The sequence below is a fragment of the Geomonas oryzae genome (assembly GCF_004117875.1).
GTDB classification, from domain to species: Bacteria; Desulfobacterota; Desulfuromonadia; order Geobacterales; family Geobacteraceae; genus Geomonas; species Geomonas oryzae.
Map to the genome: position 1 here is coordinate 168,680 of NZ_RAHW01000003.1, position 16,373 is coordinate 185,052.

The following is a 16,373-nucleotide window of genomic DNA, read 5'->3' on the forward strand; positions in this document are numbered from 1 at the left end:
TCGGAAACTGTCTGTCTCGAAGGGTTATTCGGTGACAACGGCCGCGCCGCTACCCACCTTGCCGGCCAGTTGCTGGGCCTCCTGTCTGGAGAGGTGCTTGCCCACCCTGATCCGGTACCAGACCCCCTTGTCCTTCAGCTTCGACTCGACGACGTAGGCGGCGACCCCTTTCGCGGCGAGCTTCGTGCGCGCCGCTTCAGCCTCCTGCCTGTCCTTGTAGGATGCCACCTGGACGAGGTAGCGTGGCTCGGCCGCCTGCTTCTCGTCTCCCGTCTGCTTCTCCGTCTGCTTTTCGGCGGAGGGGGCGGAAGCCTTCTCAGCGGGCTTTGCTTCCCCTCCCTTGCCTGCGGGGGGAGCGCTCTGGGCCGCCTTCTGCTCCGGTGCCCCACCCTGTGCCGCGGCAGGCGCAGACTTCGGAAGGACCTCGGGAAGCTTCGTGTTGATGCCGCTGCCGATGGCCCCCTTCCCCCCGGAGGGAAGCGTCTTGTAGAAGGTAAGCGGCACATCCGGCGCGGGCTGGGCCGGCTGCCCCGGCTGACCGGGCACGGCTCCCGCGGGCTGGGACGTCTGTGTTGCGGCCGCCGCCTTCGCCTGCTGGGCGGCAGGCGGCACGGCGGCCTGCGGGTTCTTCCCGTGGAAGAGGAACCATCCCGTGAGCACCCCGCCCCCGTACCCTATGACCAGCAGCACCAAGGCGACCAGCAGGAAGCCGCCGATCGGCTCCCGCCGGGGGCGGTTCTTCTGCACGGGACGGTTTCGCTCCGCACTGTCCCTGACCGCCGTCATCTTTTCGCTGTAGTCAAGCCGCATGGGACCCCTCCTACATCCTCTCGGGGGCGGAAATCCCCAGTACCGTCAGCGCGTTTTTCAGCGTGATGGCGACGCAGTGCAAGAGGAACAGGCGTGCCTGGGTCAGTTCCGGCTCTTCGGGGGTGATGACCCGGCTCTTGTTGTAGAAACTGTGGAACTCTCCCGCCAGATCCTGCAGGTAGTAGGTGATCCGGTGCGGCTCGAAGTTCACCGCGGCACCCTCGAGGATCTCCGGGTAGAGGGAGAGCTTCTTGATGAGGCTCATGTCGTCGGCGGTCTGCAAAAGCTCCAGGCGGACGTTGTCGAAGCAGGGCGCCACGCCGCGCTCTTTAGCCGTGTCGAAGATGCTCCTGATCCGCGCGTGGGCGTACTGCACGTAGTACACCGGGTTGTCGTTGCTCTGGCGCTTGGCGAGCTCGAGGTCGAAGTCGAGCTGGCTGTCCGAGCGGCGCATGAGGAAGAAGAAGCGTGCCGCGTCGCACCCGACCTCGTCGACGACCTCCTTCAAGGTCACGAACTCGCCGCTTCTGGTGGACATGGCGACCGGCTGGCCGTCGCGCAAAAGGGAAACGAGCTGCACGAGGATGATGCCGAGATCGTCGGCCTTCCTGCCGAGACCCTGCACCACGCTCTTTAGCCTCGGGACGTAGCCGTGGTGGTCCGCACCCCAGACGTCGATGACCCAGTCGAAGCCGCGCGCGAACTTGTCGCGGTGATAGGCGATGTCGGAGGCGAAGTAGGTGGTCACGCCGTTGCTTCTGACCACGACGCGGTCCTTGTCGTCGCCGAACTCGGTGGTTTTGAACCAGAGCGCGCCGTCCTGCTCGTAGATATGCCCCTTCTCCTGCATCTCGGCGATCGCCGTGGGGACCTTCCCCTCGTCGAAGAGCGACTGCTCGGAGAACCAGTTGTCGAAGCGGATGCCGAAGTCCTGCAGGTCCTGGTCGATCCCCTTCAGGATCAGGTCGCCGCCCATCTTGGCGAAGAAGGCGACCCCCTCCTCCTGGGGCGCGTTCAGGAAACGGTCGCCGTGCTTCGCGATGGCGTCGCGGGCGATGTCCTTGATGTAGTCCCCCTGGTAGCAGTTCTCCGGGAAGTCGATCTTCTCGCCCAAGAGCTCCTTGTAGCGCAGAAGCCCCGAGAGGCCGAGGGTGTTCATCTGGTTCCCGGCGTCGTTAATGTAGTACTCGCGCTGCACATCGAAACCTGCCGCGCGAAGAAGCGATGCGACGGCGTCGCCGGTCGCGGCGCCGCGACCATGCCCTATGTGCAGGGGGCCGGTGGGGTTCGCGCTCACGAACTCGACCTGGACCTTCTTACCAGCGCCGACGCGGCTCTTGCCGTACTGGTCACCGGCCCGGTCGATGTCGGAGAGCACCTTTCTCCAGGCGGAATCCTTGATGAAGAAGTTGATGAAACCGGGTCCCGCGATCTCGACCGACCCGATCAGGTCCGAGGCCTCGGCGAGTTTTTTGACCAGCACCTCGGCGACGGCGCGGGGCGCCTTGCGCTCCTGCTTGGCCATCTGCATGGCGACGTTGGTTGCGAAATCTCCGTGCTCGGCGTGCGCCGGTTTCTCCACGCTGATGGCCGGAACCGCGCCAGAGGTGAGCGTGCCGTCGGCGAAACACCCCTCGATTCCCTTCAGGATGCATGCGCGCAGCTGCTCCTTCATATCTTCTCCTCCCTTTCCTTTTCCTGTTCCGTGTCGGGCACGGCTTTTATCGTAACGTCACGCGTGAAATCGGGGCAGCGGGCGCCGCCGTCGGGCACGCAGAATTTCTTGGAGCAGTGTTCGCGCCAGGCGCAGACCACGCAATGCTGTTTTCCTGCCTGAATCATCGTCATCCCCTTTCGCCCTTATCGGGCGGCCTTACTTCCCTGCCCCGTCCTACTTGCCGGTCTTTGCCTTCTGGCCCGCGGCAGGTGGCGCAGGCGCCGCGTGCGCGCCTTCCTTGGTGCCGGCGGGCTGCTGCGCGGCCAGTGCCGGAGCGGGTTGAGCCGCCGCACCGTTGCCCCCTTTGCCCCCCGGGAACTGGTAGATCACCTCGTTGCCGCGCACGAGGCCGAAATCGCGCCGCGCGATGCTTTCCAGGTAGCGCCGGTCCGACTGCAGCGCCGCGATCTCGCGCTTTAGCTTGTCGTTTTCCTCTTTCAGCTCGGACAGGTGCTTCTGCATGTCGTCGAGGTCACGGTGCAGGTGGTTGATGCGCAGAAGTCCCCGGTCACCGAAGACGGTGAAGTAGAGGATGAAGATGATCACTGCTGCAGGTGCGAGAAATAGACTTTTCTGCATGCGTTCCTATGCCGTGGTGAGGACCGAGCGGAAGTAGTCGATGGTCTGTTTAAGCCCGTCGTCGACGCACACCGTGGGCTCCCAGCCGAGCATCTGCTTTGCCAGCGAGATGTCGGGCTGCCGCTGTTTCGGGTCGTCCGCCGGCAGCGGCCGATAGACGATGCGCGATGAGGACCCGGTCAGGGCGATGATCTTTTTCGCGAACTCGAGGATGGTCGTTTCCGCGGGGTTGCCGAGGTTCACCGGCCCCGTGAACCCCGGGGTTTCCATCATGCGCATCATCCCCTCGACGAGGTCGGAGACGTAGCAGAAGGAGCGTGTCTGCGCACCCTCGCCGTAGACGGTGATGTCCTCCCCCCTGAGCGCCTGGAGGATGAAGTTCGAGACCACCCGCCCGTCGTTTTCGGCCATCTTCGGCCCGTAGGTGTTGAAGATCCTAATGATTCTGATATCGACGTGGTTCTGGCGGTGGTAATCCATCATGAGCGTCTCGGCGACGCGCTTCCCCTCGTCGTAGCAGCTCCTGATCCCGAGCGTGTTGACGTTGCCCCAGTACGCCTCGGTCTGCGGGTGCACCTGGGGGTCGCCGTACACCTCCGAGGTCGAGGCCTGCAGGATCCTGGCGCGCACCCTCTTGGCGATGCCGAGCATGTTGATGGCGCCCATCACGCTGGTCTTGATCGTCTTCACCGGGTTGTACTGGTAGTGGATCGGCGAGGCGGGACAAGCGAGGTTGTAGATCCGGTCCACCTCGAGGAGGATCGGTTCGGTCACGTCGTGGCGGACCAGTTCGAAGTCGTTGTGGTCCAAGAGGTGCGCGATGTTACGCTTGCTCCCGGTGAAGAAGTTGTCGAGGCAGATGACCTCGTGCCCCTCTTTGAGGAGCCTCTCGCAAAGATGTGACCCTATGAAACCGGCACCGCCGGTGACCAAGACGCGCATAGAACCTCTCTGGATGAACAAGTTCTACGTTCTACGTTCTAGGTTCTACGTTACCTGCCGATTGCTTGCCGGCCGTTCCTGAGAAGCGGCCCTCAGATCTGCAACGTAGAACGTAGAACGTAGAACGTAGAACGTAGAACGTAGAACGTAGAACGTAGAACGTAGAACGTAGAACGGAAGTTACCTGAAGTTACTCCATCTCGCAGACGGCCGCGCCGTTTCTGCCGATGGGGAGATACTCGAAACCGATCTCGCGCATACGCTCCGGCTGATACAGGTTCCTGCCGTCGAAAATGACCGGGTTGACCAGGAGCTTCTTGATCCTGTCGAAGTCGGGGTTTCTGTACTCGTTCCACTCGGTGATGATGACCAGGGCGTCGGCGCCCTTGAGCGGCTCGTACTGGTTCATGTGATAACCGATCCGGTCGCCGAAGTGCTTTTTCGCCTCGTTGAGCGCCTCGGGGTCGTGCGCCTGCACCGTGGCACCAAGCTCGAGAAGACGGTTGATGATGGTGAGCGACGGCGCCTCGCGCATGTCGTCGGTGCGCGGCTTGAAGGAAAGCCCCCATACCGCGAAGCTCTTGCCGGCAAGCGGCTTCGCCCCACCCTGCCCGAGCCTGCGCTCGATCTTGTCGGAGAGGACGCGCTTCTGACGCTCGTTGGCCTCCTCCACCGCTTTCAACAGCACGAAATCGTACTTGCACTCGTCGGCGGTCTTGACGAGCGCCTTCACGTCCTTCGGGAAGCAGGAGCCGCCGTAACCGACGCCGGGGAAGAGGAAGTCGTAGCCGATGCGGGAATCGGAGCCGATCCCCTCGCGCACCGCCATGACGTCGGCACCCATCAGCTCGCAGAGGTTGGCCACCTGGTTCATGAAGGTGATGCGGGTCGCCAGCATGGCGTTCGCGGCGTACTTGGTCATCTCGGCGCTTCTGATGTCCATGACCAGCATGCGGTTGGACTTGCGCATGAAGGCGGAGTACAGCTCTTTCATGATCTCGGCGGTACGCACGTTGTCGGTACCGATGACGACGCGGTCCGGCTTCATGAAGTCGTCGATGGCCGCACCTTCTTTAAGGAACTCGGGGTTGGAGACGACGTCGAACTCGATGTGCGTCCCGCGCAGGGCAAGCTCCTCGGCGACGGCGGCGCGCACCTTGTCGGCGGTGCCGACCGGTACCGTCGACTTGTCGACGATGATCTTGAAGCTCTCCATGGAGCGCCCGATGTTGCGGGCGACGGCGAGGACGTACTGCAGGTCGGCGGAACCGTCGGCACCCGGCGGGGTCCCCACGGCGATGAAGCAGACCAGGGACTCCTTCACCGCGGCGTCGAGGTCAGTGGTGAAGCTGAGGCGCCCCTCTTCGCGGTTTCTGAGCACCATCTCCTTGAGCCCGGGCTCGTAGATCGGGATGATGCCGCGCTTCAGCCCTTCGATCTTCTGTTCGTCGACGTCGACGCAGATGACGTCGTTGCCGCTCTCGGCAAAACAGGTGCCGGCTACCAGGCCGACGTAACCGGAACCGATGACACATATCTTCATGAGGTTAACTCCTCCTCGGGGTTAAGATTAGCATTCTTATATAGCACACTCATTGGTGCTTAGCTAGAGGTTTTCCCAGCCGCCAGCGCCCTGGAAAGGGCCGCGAACTCTTCCAGCGAGAGGGTCTCGCCGCGCCTCATCCCGTCGATGGAACAGGCGGCAAGCGCAGCGGTGAGCGTCCCGTCGCCGTCGTCGAAACCGGCGGAGCGCAGCGAGTTCAAAAGCGTCTTCCTGCGCTGGTTGAAGGCCCCCTTCACGAGGCGCCTGAAGAGGTCCTCGTCCCCCACCTCGACACGCGGCGCGGCAAGCGGCGTGAAGGAGAGTACGGCCGAGTCCACCTTCGGTATGGGACGGAAGGAACCGGGTTTCACGATGAACTCGCGGCGGATGTCGAAGTGCAGCCGCAAAAGCACGGTGAGCGCGCCGTACTCCTTGCATCCCGGGGGGGCGGCGAGGCGGTCTCCCACCTCCTTTTGCAGCATGAGCACGAGCCCCTCGAAGAGCGCGCACTCCTCCATGAACTTGAAGAGAACCTGGGAGGAGATGTTGTAGGGGAGGTTTGCCGCCACCTTCCACTTCCTGCCGGGCGCGCGGCTGGTAAGGATCTGGCGCAGGTCCACCCGGAGGATGTCGCCGTGGCCGATCTCGACCCGGTCGTTGCCGGCGAACTCCGCGTTCAGAAGGGGGATGAGCTCGCGGTCCCATTCGACCGCGACGAAGCGCGCCCCGCTCGCCACGAGAAGCCGCGAGAGCGCACCCCTGCCCGGTCCTACCTCCAGGATGCAGTCCTCAGGAGTAGGGGCGACGCAGGACACGATGCGGGAAAGGACGTTGTCGTCGATGAGGAAGTTCTGGCCGAACTCCTTTTTAGCCTTGATCCGCTTCTCCATCATGCCCCTCCCTTGAAACGCGCTGCCAGCTTGTCGAGCGGCCAGACCGGGAGGGCGTCGAGGTCGAAGCCGCTCGTGATCCCGTTGGACAGGTAGTAGTCACCAGGCACCGCGATCATGGCGGCGTTGTCGGCGCAAAGTTTCGGCGCGGGTATCGAGAGTTCGACGCCGGCCTTTTCGGCGAAACGTGCCATGGAACGGCGCAGACCGCTGTTGCAGGCGACCCCCCCGGCAACCACGAGACGCTTGATGCCGGTTGCCGCCACCGCCGCGGCGGTCTTTTTGGTCAGGACGTCGCACACCGCCTCCTGGAAGGAAGCGGCGAGGTCGTTGATCCCCGCCTCTTTGGCCTCTGGGTGCCGGTTCACGTGGGTGAGCACCGCGGTCTTAAGACCCGAGAAGCTGAAGTTGAAGGTGCCGTCGTGCAGAAGCGGACGCGGGAACTTGATCGCCTCGGGGTTCCCGGTCGCGGCGAGCCGGTCGATGGCGACGCCACCCGGGTACGGAAGCCCGATCAGTTTCGCCACCTTGTCGAAGGCCTCACCGGCCGCGTCGTCCACGGTCTGCCCGAGCGTCGTGTAGCGCCCGACGCCGTCCACGCGGTACAGGTGGGAATGCCCCCCGGAAACCGCCAGGGCCAGGAAGGGAAACTCGACCGGCCGCTCCAGGAAGACGGCGAGGAGGTGTCCCTCGATGTGGTTCACCCCGACGAGCGGGATGCCGCGCCCGAAGGCGAGCCCCTTGGCTGCGGATATGCCGACCAGGAGGGCGCCGGCAAGCCCGGGTCCCTGGGTCACCGCAACCCCTTCGATCTCGGAGAGCGCGACACCTGCCTCACGGAGCGCCTCCTCGACGACCACCGAGACCGCCTCCAGGTGCTGCCGGGACGCTATTTCCGGGACCACGCCGCCGTATTCGGCGTGGACGCTGATCTGGGAGGCGACGATGCTCGAAAGGACGGTCCGGCCGTCTTTGACCACGGCGGCCGCCGTTTCGTCACATGAAGATTCCAGGGAGAGAATAAGCATAGAAAAATAAGAGAGGGCACTGAAGCGTGCCCCCTTTTTGGTCTCCTGATTCCGGGTGGTTAGCTGTCTTACAAAAGGTTCGCCGCCAGTTCCGCGAGCTCGCTGCGTTCACCCTTGGTCATGGTGACGTGGCTGGAGATCGACTGTTCCTTCAGGCGTTCGACAACGTAGGTGAGGCCGTTGCTCTCGGCGTCCACGTAGGGGTTGTCGATCTGGTACGGGTCGCCGGTCAGGATGATCTTGGTCCCCTCTCCGGCGCGGGTCACGATGGTCTTGATCTCGTGCGGGGTCAGGTTCTGCGCCTCGTCGACGATCATGTACTGGTTCGGAATCGAACGTCCCCTGATGTAGGTGAGCGGCTCGATGTCGAGGATCCCCATCGCCATCAGTTCCTTGTACCCCTTGCTGTGCCGCTTCTCCCCCTCGTGCCCGGTCAGGAGCAGTTCGACGTTGTCGAAGATCGGCTGCATCCAGGGGGTGAGCTTCTCCTCGATGTCGCCCGGGAGAAAGCCTAGGTCGCGTCCCATCGGGAAGACCGGGCGGGACACCAATAGGCGCGTGTACACGTTTTCCTCGGCGGTCTTTTGCAGGCCGGCCGCGATGGCGAGCAGCGTCTTCCCGGTGCCGGCCTTGCCGACCAGGGTGACGATCTTTATGTTGTCGTCCAAAAGCGCATCGAGGGCGAAGGACTGCTCGAGGTTGCGCGGGAATACGCTCCAGACCCCTTCCTTGTCGAGTTTCGCGAGCGGCACCATGCGGCGGGAGGCGGTGTCGTAGCGGCCGACGGCGCTGTGCTGGGCGTTACCCTTCTCGGTAAGAAGCAGGTACTGGTTCGGGTAGAAGTCGCCGTCCAACTCGAGCCACCCCTGCCCGTAGAAGCGGTCGATGAGATCGCCTCCCACCTCGAGGGTGGCGGAACCGTTGTACAGATCCTCGATGGCGACCTTGTCGGACTCGTAGTCCTCGGCGTTCAGACCGAGCGCGTCCGCCTTGATGCGCAGGTTGGTGTCCTTGGTGACCAGGATGACCGGCATATCCTTCTGGGTTTCCATCAGGTCGACGGCCACGGCAAGGATGCGGTTGTCGCCGCGCTCCTCGCGCAGCTCGGGAGGAAGGCGCTTCATCACCTTCTCTTCGTAGATCTCGATCCTCAGGGTGCCGCCGCTCTCAAGCGCGATCCCCTGGGAGAGCGACCCCTCCTTCCTGAAGGCGTCCATGAGACGGGAGACGTGGCGGGCGTTGCGGCCGGTCTCGTTCATGTCCTTCTTGAAGCGGTCGATCTCCTCGATCACCGTAATCGGGATGATGATGGAGTTGTCTTCGAACCTGGTGAGAGCTTGCGGGTCGTACAGAAGCACGTTGGTGTCGAGAACATAGATTTTCTTCATATCCACTCCCTGTACGCTGCTGCCTGCTGAATTATCGAACGCTTCCTCATCCCTGGCCAACAAAGCTGAACTTTTCGTATTATCCCCTTCCACGGCCCTTGGCCGGTTTACTTTAGGTTTGCTCTAACAGATGCTGCGCGCCCCGGGGACCGGCTCCGCAGGTGCCTGTCCCCTTCAACCCCGGGCCATTTTTCTCATGATATTATCTCACGCAGTGCCCTAAGAAAATAGTCTATATCGGTTTCACTATTGAAGTACCCGGGGCTCACCCGCACCGTCCCCTCCGGATAGCTCCCGATGCTGCGGTGCACGTCCGGCGCGCAGTGCAGTCCGACCCTCACGCTGATGTCGTAGGTGGAGTCGAGCAGGAAACCGAGCGAAGCGGGATCGTGTCCCTCGGCGTTGAAGGAGACCGCGGCGCCGCGCTCACCATGCAAGGGACCGTACAGCCGCACCCCGGGCATGCCGCGCAGCCCTTCCAGCAACTGCTCGACCAAAGCGCTCTCCTTGGCGCGGATCACCTCGAGACCGGTCGCCTCGATGAATTCCACCCCGGCCTTCAGCCCGGCGATGGCGGGGGTGTTGATGGTGCCGCTCTCCAGGCGCTCGGGCATCTGCTCGGGCGGCTCCGGCGTGCTGGCGCTCCCCCCCGTCCCCCCCACCTGCAGCGGCTCGAGGTTGATTCCCGCGCCGACGGCGAGGACCCCGGTCCCTGGAGGGCCGTAAAGCCCCTTGTGCCCCGGTGCGGCGAGCAGGTCTATCCCGATCGACTCCACGTCTATGGGAAAGAACCCGGCGCTCTGCGCGGCATCGACCAGAAAGAGCGCGCCCCCGATGCGGGCGACCTCGGCGATTTCGGCTATGGGCTGCACCGCACCGGTCACGTTGGAGCAGTGCGCAAGTGCGACCAGCCGGGTGTCCGGGCGCATGGCACGCGCTATGTCGCGCTCCGAGACGATGCCGCAGGGATCGGAGGGGACGAAGGTCACCTCGACGCCGCGCTTTTTCGCCAGGTGCAGCGGACGCGCGAGGGCGTTGTGCTCGACGCAGGTCGACACCACATGGTCGCCAGGCTTCAGCAGGCCGAACACGGCTATGTTGATCGATTCGGTGGCGCTGTGGGTGAAGATGAGGCGGGATGAGTCCGGGACCCCGAAGAAACGGGCCAGGGCGGAGCGTGCTTCGAAGACGATGCGTGCCGCGGCGAGCGACTGGCGGTAACCTCCCCGCCCGGGGGCCACTCCCACTTCCCGCATGGCGGCGTCCATCGCCTGGTATACGGCATCGGGTTTTGGGAATGAAGTCGCTGCGTTATCTAGGAATACGGACATACCGTATTTACTAGCATTTTAACGGGGCTTTGGCAACCCGTTTCATGAACGGTTTACGGGACTAACGCTAATGGATTCTGGTCGGTGAGGCCTAGTTCGTTCAGGAACCTGCGCGTCAGCTCACGCTCCAGTTCGGCAACCCGCGCCGAAGTGACGTTGTCCACCTTCCCTCCGGCCATCATGCCGTGCCCCCCTGCCGTGCCTATGCCTGCCACGAGCTTGCGGATCAGCTCTCCGGCGTTGATCTCCTCGCTGGTGGTCCTGATGGAGAGGACCAGCTCGTTGCTGTAATGCCCGAGGCAGAGGACGGTTTCGGTTCCCTCCAGACGAACGAGCAGATCGGCCAGTTCGGAAACGACCTCCGGGAAGAGCACCCCGTCGAGAGAGGCGACCAGCACGTCCCCGTAAAGCTTTGCGTGTTCGAGCGCGCTGTGCAGCGCGATGAAGTACTCCTTCGGAAGGTTCGGCCGGGTGATGCTGTTCAAAAGGGTCTTGTTGGCGAGCGGGAAGAGCACGAGGTAGGCTTCGCGGTCCGGGCGCGTCGCCTCGCGCCCGAGGTCCTGGGTCTCTGACTTTATCGCGTAGAAAAGCGCGGTGGCGAGCTTCGTCCCGAGCGACACCCCCTGCACCTTCAGGTACTCGTAGAGGATGGTCGCCGTGGTCCCGTAGTGGGGACGGATGTCGACCCAGCGACAGGAGGCGCTGTTGTCGCGCATGGGGTGGTGGTCGATGACGATGTCGGCGCGCACCTCGGGGGGAAGCGAGTTGTTCCCGGTGCCCGGCTGGGTGTCCAGGAGGCAGATGACCTGGAAGGCCTTCAGATCGATGAGCGGAAACGGGGTGAGCGGTATCTGCAAAAGCTTCGCCATGGCGAGGTTTTCGCTGCGGCCGATCATCCCGGAAAAGGCGATCACCGCCTCGCGGTTTAACCGCACCGCGAAGAGGTGGCGCAGCGCCATGGCCGAGGCGAGCGAATCGGGGTCTGGGTTGTCGTGTACCACGATGAGGATGCGTCCGCGTCCGCTCACCCAGGTGAGCATGGAGTCGGTGTAGGACAAAAGGTCGGGACGGGTTTCATTCTCCGGCAAAAGGCACCCCCTGAAAGAGCTGCAAACCCGTGTAGTTTATCCCAGTGACGGAAGCGGTGCAAAAATAAAAAAAGGGAAGCATAAGCCTCCCCATAGACAACTGAGAGTGAAAAGGTTTAGAACTTGCCGCGCAGCAGTTCCGCCATTGCGCAAAGGTTGGTCTGGCGGCCGTTTCCTTCCCTGAACTCCGGGATGATCGTGGGCATGGAGAACTTGATCTTGCCGTTTTCGTACTCGGCGAGCGATTTCGTCGCGGCGAAAGCACCGTAGCTTGCCCCGACGAGGACGCCGACGCCGGCGCCGATGCCTATGTTCTGGATGTGATCGGCGGGCTTTTTGGTGAAGGCCATGAGGGCGGCGCCGACCAGGCTGCCGGCGAGACCGCCGTAAAGGGCGTCCTCGAACACGGTCTTCATCGCGTTTTCTTCTGCGAGACAGGGAGTGGCTAGAAAAACAAGGGCGAAAACAAGGACAACAAGGCGCTTCAGGCTCTTCATATGATCCCCTTACTCCAGGTGTACGAAATGTCCGACATTCTGCAAAAAGGGGGCCACAAGCGCGCAGACAGAAGAACAACATCGACAAGGCGCTGTTTCTGCATGACAAATCCGCACCAGCAGCCACACGGGCACCCTTGTGGATAAGAGGGCCCATTAGTCTTAATGTGCTAATGATGCAACACTCCGGTCCTAAGCCCAAGGCAAGAACCGTTATTTAACGGGAAGATAACAGAATACGGTGAAAAGGCGGCGGTGTGGCAAAAAAGCCACAATCAGGAGAGGAGATTGCGGACCAGTGCGGTTTCATCTTCCTTGCTGGAGACCTTTCCGTTGAGCCTCGCGCTCAATACGACGTCGAGCACCTCGCGGAAAAGCGGGCCGGGCTTCACGCCGAGTTGCTTCAGATCCTCGCCCTTCAAAAGGGGACGCGTGCCGTGCAGCTTGGTGAAGTAAAGCGAGATGCAGCGTTTCACCTCGGAGCTGCCGCTCTTCGCCATCTGGTACAGGAGGATCTCGACGGGTAGCCCGCGCAGGGTGAAGTAGATCTCGCTGTTCTCCACCTGCTCCCCGCGCGCAAGCTTGCGCTCCATCGGCCCCACGAGCTCCTCCCCCTGGCGGCGCGTCTCGGCAAGACGCTCCCTGTAGTGCTCGCTTACCGCGAGCCTGGTGCAGGTATCTATGAACTGATCCTGGGTGAGCCCATCGCAGAGGGCGAGGAAATAGACGGCCCAGCGCTCGTAGGGACGCTCCAGGTAGAGAAGGTCGAACCAGGAGACCACGTAGCGCACCTCCTCGAGGGTCCCCTGCAGTTCGGGGGTAAGCTCGAGGCCGGGATGGATGAAGCGCAAAAGCCCCAGCGACGCCATGCGGCCGACGCCGTTTATCGGCTCCTTTTCCTTAAGGATCTGGACCAGTTCCGAGAGGAGCCTTCTCCCCCCGAGCTTCACGAGGAAATCCATCTTCACCGCCGTCTTGATGAGGTCCTCGGTGTGCTTCGCGATCTTGAAACCGAGCCTCTGCTCGAAACGGATGGCCCGGAAGACGCGGGTCGGGTCCTCCACGAAGGAGAGGTTGTGCAGCACCCGGATCACCTTGGCCTGCAGGTCTCGGTAGGCGCCGAAGTAGTCGATCAGCTTTCCGAAGGAGGGGGCGTTCAGCGATATGGCGAGGGTGTTCACGGTGAAGTCGCGCCGGTAGAGGTCCATCTTGAGCGAAGAGCGCTCCACGGTGGGAAGGGCGCCGGGGGAGACGTAATACTCGAGGCGCGTGCTGGCGACGTCGATCTTGAAGCCGTCGGGAAAGACGATGACGGCGGTGCCGAACTTCTCGTGGCTTTTCACGCGGCAGCCGTGCGACGCGGCGAAGGTCTCGGCGAAGAGGATGCCGTCGCCGTCGACGGTCACGTCGACGTCCGCGTTCTCCTGCCCTAGGAGGAGATCCCGGACGAAGCCCCCCACCGCGTACACCGCGAGGTCGAGCATGTCTCCGACGCTCCCCAGGTCGTGGAGGATCTGCACCGAGCGCTTGGGGAGCGCCTTTTTCATCAGCGCCTCCACCTCGCGGTTTTTCACCTGGATGGCGTCGCGCGAAAGGTCGTAGATCGCCTCGCTGCCGAGGCTGTAGCGCAAAAGATCGGTGCGCGTGATGACGCCGATCAGCTTCTTGTCCGAAAGGACCGGCACGAGGCGGGAGTCGCCCCCAACCATGTAATTCTGGATCTCGCTGATCGGGGTGTCGGAAGCGGCGACGTAGAACTCGGAATGCATGTAGTCCGAGATCGGGACGGCGTTCAGGTTGTGGTAGAGCGCCTTCTCCACCGTTTTTCTCGAGATGATCCCGACCACCTCGCCGCCTGAGACCACCGGCATGGCGCTCACGTTGTAGCGCACCAGGCGTTCGCGCGCCTGCTCGATGGTGCAGTCGGGCGGCAGGGTCTTCACCGGCGAGGACATGATGTTGCGCGCAACGCGGATCGGATCGACCCGTTTCCTGAGCACAGCCTCCAACTGCTCCAGCACCTGGATGAGGGTGAGCCCCCGCACCGTGGCCGAGGCGGCCGTCGCGTGCCCCCCGCCTCCCAATTCCTTCAGGATCTCCCCTACCCTCACCTCGGGGATGCGGCTTCTCGCGATGACGAAGACGCGGTCCTGCATCCCGACGACGAGAAAGAGTACCTGCAGGTTCTCCATGTCGCGGATCATGTGGGCGAGCTGCGCGATGTCCCCGACGTAGCGGTCCACCGAGGCGTGCGCCACCGAGACGTCGACCCCCTTTAGCGAGCTGGTCTTCAAGGAGGTGAGCAGGGTGTTCAGAAGCGACACCTGCTCGGCGGTCAGTTCGCGCCCTATGGAGTCGGCGACCTCGTTCAGTTGCGCACCGCGCTCGAGGAGCCAGGAGGCCACGGCGTAGTCCTCGGCGGTGGTCGATGGGAAGGTTAGGTTGCCGGTATCCTCGTGGATGCCGAGCATCATCAGGGTCGCCTGGCTCGCCGTCACCTCGATCCCGCGCTCCATGAGGATGGTGCCGAGGATGGTGGTGGTGGAACCGCAGGGGCGGATGATGCCGCCGACGGCGTTCAGGTCGCCGGAACTCGTCGGGTGGTGATCGTAGATGTGCAGCTCGACGCCGCCTGTCTTGGCGAGCTCGCCGAACTTGGCGAGTCGGGAGGAATGCTGGCAGTCGACGACGATGAGGCGGGTGATTGCGGAGAGATCGATGTCCTTGATGCGGGTAAAGGAGATCTCCGGGTGGAGCCCCTTCTGGAAGAAGTCACGCACCCCTTTCTCCTGCGCGCCGGAGAAGACGAGGAGCGCGTCAGGGTAGAGCATCTTCGCCGCGACCATGGAACCGATGCAGTCGAAATCGGCGTTGACGTGGGTGGTGATGACCTCCATCAGGAAACCACGAGCGAGGCGTAGGCGACGACGTTGCGCAGGTCGCCGTTCACCTCTCCGCTGGTGGCGTAGTTCACCAGCCTGCAGGAGGTGGCCCCGAGATTTTTGGCGGCGACCATCATGACCACGGCGGGTATCACGCCGCACATGGTGATCCCCTTGTCACGGCAGACGCGCAGGAGCCCTTCCGGGTTCATGTCGGCGAGTTGCGCGAGGGCCAGATCGTCCTTCGCCTTCGCCTGCGCCGCGGATTCGTAATGGGTCATGTCGGAACTCGCCACGATGAGGACCTCTTCGCCGTAGGCCGCGATGGCCTTGGCGATCCCCTCCCCGATCCTTGCGAGGGACGGGAAATCCGGAATGGCGAGGCAGACGGCGGCGATGGTTACGTCCGGGTTTCTGTACTGCAGGAAGGGGACCTGGACCTCTAGGGAGTGTTCGAAGCGGTGCGCCAGGGCGTCCTCGCGGACAAGCGGTGCGTGTTCGAGGATGAGCTGCGAGAGCCTGCGGTTAACCGGGACGGCACCAAGCGGGGTAAGCCATTCCGTGTCAGGGGAGAGCGCCGCGGCACTGCCCGCGCCGGTGTGGTTCGGGCCCAGCACGAGGACGGTGTCGGGGATGCGAACGGCGGAATACACCTTCCCGGCCACCTTTCCGGAGTAGACGTACCCCGCGTGGGGAGCGACGATGCCGAGGGCGCTTTGCGCATCCCCCTGCGGCACCATGGCGGAGAGCTCCTCGCGGAGCCGGTCCGGATCGCCGGTGTAGAACTTCCCGGCCACAACAGGTTGCCGTATCATGCCAGCCATACCAGCCTCCTTGTTGGAAGTGCTCATGAACAGCGAGCCAGGGGATATTTTAACCCGGCAAGGGCTCCTCTTCAACGGACTCGAGGGGAAGCGCGGGCTGGTCCGCGAAGGGATCGGGCGGCACTAGTTCCTGGATCTCCTTGAGCGTCGGGAGCTGGTTCAGGTCCTTAAGTCCAAAGAGCTCGAGGAATTCGCGGCTCGTACCGTAGATGAGCGGCTTTCCCGGGACGTCCTTCTTCCCCATGATGCGCAAAAGCTTCTTTTCCAGGAGGCTCTTCATCACGCCGCCCGAGTCGACGCCGCGCAGGTATTCCACCTCCGCGCGGGTTATCGGCTGGCGGTAGGCGACGATGGCGAGCGTTTCCAGCGCGGACTGGCTGAACTTCACCCCTTTGGTCTTGTTGAGCCTGCGGACGAAGTCGCCGTGCTCGGGGCGGCTTCTCAACTGGTAACCGCCGGCCACCTGGGTGAGGACGATGCCGCGTTCAGCCTGCTCGTACTCCTCGATCAACTCATCCAGCGCGGCGCGCAGGTCGGCCCGCTCGAACTCCTCCAGGATGGAAGCGAGGCGGTCCAGCGTGAGCGGCTGGTCATGGACGAAGAGGATGCTTTCTACGATCGATTTGAGCGACTTAGCGGACAACCAGGTTCCTCCGGTACATGCATAGATAAGACAAAAGCGGGCGAATCACGAAGCATTAAGCTGCCCAGCGCTACCCTTTGATAGGGTTCTTCATGGAATCCGGGCAAAGCCAAATCGGCTACCCACGAAGCACCGCGTGAGCACCTACGTCCCCCCCTTTGCGAAGGGGGGACAGGGGGGATTTAGCCACGTTAACCGCAGCCCAGAGTAA

Annotated in this window: 15 protein-coding genes; all 15 read right to left on the reverse strand. The window is 63.0% G+C overall.

The window, feature by feature from the left end; genetic code table 11:
• Nucleotides 1-24: 24 nt before the first annotated feature.
• The gene (locus tag D6Z24_RS08920; RefSeq protein ID WP_129126242.1) at nt 25-810 is read right to left on the reverse strand and encodes an SPOR domain-containing protein; all 786 of its coding nucleotides are present in this window, start codon (nt 808-810) and stop codon (nt 25-27) included.
• A gap of 10 nt (nt 811-820) precedes the next feature.
• Nucleotides 821-2,485 carry an arginine--tRNA ligase gene (gene argS, locus D6Z24_RS08925; RefSeq protein ID WP_129126243.1) on the reverse strand — a complete coding sequence of 555 codons (1,665 nt, stop codon included), beginning with the start codon at nt 2,483-2,485 and terminating at the stop codon, nt 821-823.
• Nucleotides 2,482-2,652 carry a hypothetical protein gene (locus tag D6Z24_RS21625; RefSeq protein WP_129126244.1) on the reverse strand — a complete coding sequence of 57 codons (171 nt, stop codon included), beginning with the start codon at nt 2,650-2,652 and terminating at the stop codon, nt 2,482-2,484. Before D6Z24_RS21625 ends, argS begins: the two co-directional genes overlap by 4 nt.
• 49 nt (nt 2,653-2,701) lie before the next feature.
• Nucleotides 2,702-3,106 carry an FtsB family cell division protein gene (locus tag D6Z24_RS08935; RefSeq protein ID WP_129126245.1) on the reverse strand — a complete coding sequence of 135 codons (405 nt, stop codon included), beginning with the start codon at nt 3,104-3,106 and terminating at the stop codon, nt 2,702-2,704.
• 6 nt (nt 3,107-3,112) lie between these two features.
• A complete protein-coding gene (locus D6Z24_RS08940) occupies nt 3,113-4,048 on the reverse strand; it encodes a UDP-glucuronic acid decarboxylase family protein (protein WP_129126246.1) in 936 nt (311 codons plus the stop codon).
• Nucleotides 4,049-4,238: 190 nt separating this feature from the next.
• Nucleotides 4,239-5,591 (reverse strand): UDP-glucose dehydrogenase family protein, encoded by a 1,353-nt coding sequence (locus D6Z24_RS08945; RefSeq protein ID WP_129126247.1) that lies wholly within the window; start codon nt 5,589-5,591, stop codon nt 4,239-4,241.
• A gap of 59 nt (nt 5,592-5,650) precedes the next feature.
• Complete coding sequence (gene rsmA / locus D6Z24_RS08950) at nt 5,651-6,484, reverse strand: 16S rRNA (adenine(1518)-N(6)/adenine(1519)-N(6))-dimethyltransferase RsmA (RefSeq protein WP_198419531.1); 834 nt, start codon at nt 6,482-6,484, stop codon at nt 5,651-5,653.
• On the reverse strand, nt 6,481-7,509 hold the full coding sequence (gene tsaD / locus D6Z24_RS08955) for a tRNA (adenosine(37)-N6)-threonylcarbamoyltransferase complex transferase subunit TsaD (protein ID WP_129126249.1): 1,029 nt from the start codon (nt 7,507-7,509) through the stop codon (nt 6,481-6,483). Before tsaD ends, rsmA begins: the two co-directional genes overlap by 4 nt.
• Before the next feature lie 68 nt (nt 7,510-7,577).
• Entirely contained in the window at nt 7,578-8,897 is a 1,320-nt protein-coding gene (locus D6Z24_RS08960; protein WP_129126250.1) for a PhoH family protein, read from the reverse strand.
• Nucleotides 8,898-9,091: 194 nt separating this feature from the next.
• Nucleotides 9,092-10,228, reverse strand: a complete 1,137-nt coding sequence (locus D6Z24_RS08965; protein WP_129126251.1) for an aminotransferase class V-fold PLP-dependent enzyme — start codon at nt 10,226-10,228, stop codon at nt 9,092-9,094.
• Between the two features lie 53 nt (nt 10,229-10,281).
• On the reverse strand, nt 10,282-11,316 hold the full coding sequence (locus tag D6Z24_RS08970) for a DHH family phosphoesterase (RefSeq protein ID WP_456237286.1): 1,035 nt from the start codon (nt 11,314-11,316) through the stop codon (nt 10,282-10,284).
• A 116-nt stretch (nt 11,317-11,432) separates the two neighbouring features.
• Nucleotides 11,433-11,813 carry a hypothetical protein gene (locus D6Z24_RS08975; RefSeq protein ID WP_129126252.1) on the reverse strand — a complete coding sequence of 127 codons (381 nt, stop codon included), beginning with the start codon at nt 11,811-11,813 and terminating at the stop codon, nt 11,433-11,435.
• Nucleotides 11,814-12,088: 275 nt separating this feature from the next.
• The gene (locus D6Z24_RS08980) at nt 12,089-14,710 is read right to left on the reverse strand and encodes an A-adding tRNA nucleotidyltransferase (protein WP_129126253.1); all 2,622 of its coding nucleotides are present in this window, start codon (nt 14,708-14,710) and stop codon (nt 12,089-12,091) included.
• On the reverse strand, nt 14,710-15,510 hold the full coding sequence (gene amrB, locus D6Z24_RS08985) for an AmmeMemoRadiSam system protein B (RefSeq protein WP_129126580.1): 801 nt from the start codon (nt 15,508-15,510) through the stop codon (nt 14,710-14,712). Before amrB ends, D6Z24_RS08980 begins: the two co-directional genes overlap by 1 nt.
• 58 nt (nt 15,511-15,568) lie before the next feature.
• Nucleotides 15,569-16,162 (reverse strand): SMC-Scp complex subunit ScpB, encoded by a 594-nt coding sequence (gene scpB / locus D6Z24_RS08990; RefSeq protein WP_129126254.1) that lies wholly within the window; start codon nt 16,160-16,162, stop codon nt 15,569-15,571.
• Between the last annotated feature and the right edge of the window lie 211 nt (nt 16,163-16,373).

Excerpts from the sequence above, each read along its gene's own strand:
- D6Z24_RS08920 (WP_129126242.1), bottom strand. The coding sequence starts at position 810 with ATGCGGCTTGACTACAGCGAAAAGATGACGGCGGTCAGGGACAGTGCG.
- argS (WP_129126243.1), bottom strand. The coding sequence starts at position 2,485 with ATGAAGGAGCAGCTGCGCGCATGCATCCTGAAGGGAATCGAGGGGTGT.
- D6Z24_RS21625 (WP_129126244.1), bottom strand. The coding sequence starts at position 2,652 with ATGATTCAGGCAGGAAAACAGCATTGCGTGGTCTGCGCCTGGCGCGAA.
- D6Z24_RS08935 (WP_129126245.1), bottom strand. The coding sequence starts at position 3,106 with ATGCAGAAAAGTCTATTTCTCGCACCTGCAGCAGTGATCATCTTCATC.
- D6Z24_RS08940 (WP_129126246.1), bottom strand. The coding sequence starts at position 4,048 with ATGCGCGTCTTGGTCACCGGCGGTGCCGGTTTCATAGGGTCACATCTT.
- D6Z24_RS08945 (WP_129126247.1), bottom strand. The coding sequence starts at position 5,591 with ATGAAGATATGTGTCATCGGTTCCGGTTACGTCGGCCTGGTAGCCGGC.
- rsmA (WP_198419531.1), bottom strand. The coding sequence starts at position 6,484 with ATGATGGAGAAGCGGATCAAGGCTAAAAAGGAGTTCGGCCAGAACTTC.
- tsaD (WP_129126249.1), bottom strand. The coding sequence starts at position 7,509 with ATGCTTATTCTCTCCCTGGAATCTTCATGTGACGAAACGGCGGCCGCC.
- D6Z24_RS08960 (WP_129126250.1), bottom strand. The coding sequence starts at position 8,897 with ATGAAGAAAATCTATGTTCTCGACACCAACGTGCTTCTGTACGACCCG.
- D6Z24_RS08965 (WP_129126251.1), bottom strand. The coding sequence starts at position 10,228 with ATGTCCGTATTCCTAGATAACGCAGCGACTTCATTCCCAAAACCCGAT.
- D6Z24_RS08975 (WP_129126252.1), bottom strand. The coding sequence starts at position 11,813 with ATGAAGAGCCTGAAGCGCCTTGTTGTCCTTGTTTTCGCCCTTGTTTTT.
- D6Z24_RS08980 (WP_129126253.1), bottom strand. The coding sequence starts at position 14,710 with ATGGAGGTCATCACCACCCACGTCAACGCCGATTTCGACTGCATCGGT.
- amrB (WP_129126580.1), bottom strand. The coding sequence starts at position 15,510 with ATGATACGGCAACCTGTTGTGGCCGGGAAGTTCTACACCGGCGATCCG.